The sequence below is a fragment of the Streptomyces sp. NRRL F-2664 genome, from assembly GCF_000719345.1.
Taxonomy (GTDB): Bacteria; Actinomycetota; Actinomycetes; order Streptomycetales; family Streptomycetaceae; genus Streptomyces.
The window spans coordinates 1-2,109 of record NZ_JOFX01000172.1 but is presented as its reverse complement, the minus strand read 5'-3'; the positions used below and the strand labels follow the sequence as shown (position 1 = coordinate 2,109).

The following is a 2,109-nucleotide window of genomic DNA, read 5'->3' as shown; positions in this document are numbered from 1 at the left end:
GGTCTCGTGGGCTCGGAGATGTGTATAAGAGACAGGGTGGTGACGGTGCCGGTGCCGGGGCGGCGGAAGGTGAGGCGGACGCCGTCGGCGTGGGCGGTGGCGGAGAGCGTGCCGGTGGTGGCGGGCAGGCCGGTGGGGAAGGGGCCGGTGAGGGGGGCGCCGGGGGTGGGCTGGGTCCAGGCGAGGACGGTGCGGTCGGTGGCGGCGTAGAGGTGGCGGCGGCCGGCGCTGTCGGTGGCGGTTGCGGGGTCGCCCTGCAGGGCGGTGCCGCCCAGGGTCTGCCAGGGGCCGAAGTCGGCGTCGGGGGCGGTCTGGGTGCGGGCGCGCAGGGTGCGGTGGGAGTCGCGGAGGTAGACGGTGAGGCGGCCGGCGGGGTCGGCGGTGGCGGTGGGTGTGCCGAGGGCGGAGGTGGTGGACAGGTCGCCGGTGTCGGGGGTGCCCAGGCTGTGCCAGGGGCCGAAGGGGGCGCCGGGGGCGGGCTGGAGGGTGTAGACGGTGTCGCGCCGGTAGTCGTGGGGGGTGGTGCCCAGGGTGGTGCGGGTGGCGAGGACGGCGATGCGGCCGTCGGGCAGGCGGGTGGTGCTCAGGCCGGTGTCGAGGGTGGTGCCGGGGGCGGTGGCGGGCAGGAAGTGGGGGCCTTGCCAGGGGGCGGTGGGGGTGGGGCGGGTCCAGTGGGCGATGCGGCCGTCGAGGGTGGCGAAGGCGTAGAGGCGGCCGGGGGTGCCTTCGGTGAGCCAGGTGGTGCTGTCGCCGCGGCTGTAGCGGATGGTCCGGTTCCATCCGGCGCCGGTGGGGCGGGTGGCGGTTTTGCGGTCGCCGCAGCCGGCGGGGCTGCCGCACCAGTCCTGGTGGTCGCTCCAGGCGTAGGTCTTGAGGTAGCCGAGTTTTTCCTCGGCGGTCTTGGCGTCGAGGGTGGGGGGCAGGGAGCTGTTGGGGTAGCTCACGTAGTTCTGGAGGGTGAAGTGCGGCCGGTCGGGGGTGGCGGCGTAGCGTTCGGTGGCGGCCTGGACGAAGCGGGCGCCGTACATGTGGTCCTGGTGGTCGGCGAAGGCGCCGGCGGGGCGGGTGCGGCCGGGGGTGGGGTCCTGGGTGCGGATGGTGGTGGGCCGGTAGCGGGCGAGGACGCTCGCGATGGCCTGGACGGCCTGGTCGCGGGTGTAGGTGAAGGGGGCCCGTACGGGGGTGCCGGAGGCGAGTTGGGAGCCGAGGGCGGGGATCTTGCCGTCCCACAGGCCGCGCAGGCTGTCGGGGTTGTCGCCGGAGATGCTGCGGGCTTCGCGCATCTGCATCCACACCAGGTTGACCTCGGGGCGGGCGAGGAGGATGTCGACCTCGGCGCTGCCGCCGCCGGTGGTGGGTATGGAGGTGCGCTGCCAGGCGCTGGTGCGCAGGCCGGTGGCCATTTCGGCGTAGGCGGCGCGTATGCCGTTCTGGCGGGCTTCGGCGTAGGCGGCGTGGTCGGCGGGGCGGGCGGGGTCCTGCAGGTGCGGGCTGTGGGCTTCGTTCCTGCCGTCGGACTCGCCGGCGGTGAGGTAGACGGTGGTGACCTTGACGCCGGCGGATATGGAGCGGCTGAGGTCGGGGTTCATGAAGAACAGGTCGTCGTCGGGGTGGGCGACGACCTGGACGACGGTGCCCTCGGTGACGCTGGCGCGGGCGGGCGCGGGAGCGGCGGGAGCGGCGGGGTGGGGGGTGCTGCCGTGTCCGTGGGCCCAGGTCGTGATGCCGGCGGCGCTGACGGTGAGGGCGGCGAGCAGGGCGGCGAGGCGGGTGCGGCTGGCCAGGGACATCTGCGGGTGCCTCGGGGGGTCGGTGGCGGTGCGTGCGCCGAGAAGAGGGGCGGAGTCGGTGCCCCGAGGGCTGGAGCACTTCCGGAGACGACCGTGGCCGATTATGCCTGGCGTGTTTTCTACTGACACACCCTCAAGACGGGTATGAAACCAAACCAGTTGAATGCGTGATATGGGCGGGTTGTCCGCATTTGGGGTTGGTTGGGTGGGGTGGTGGGCGGGGTTCGGGGTGATGCAGGTCACGTTCGGGCGGGCGTCGGGGGCTGTCTCTTATACACATCTCCGAGCCCACGAGACCTCTCTACATCTCGTATGCCGT

Annotated in this window: 1 protein-coding gene; it reads right to left on the bottom strand. The window is 73.3% G+C overall.

All coding sequences use genetic code 11. The annotated features are described in order from the left end of the window. Positions 1-1,790: PIG-L family deacetylase (locus IF89_RS49510; RefSeq protein ID WP_030777054.1), on the bottom strand; the 1,790-nt coding region annotated here is incomplete at its 3' end. Positions 1,791-2,109 lie beyond the last annotated feature (319 nt).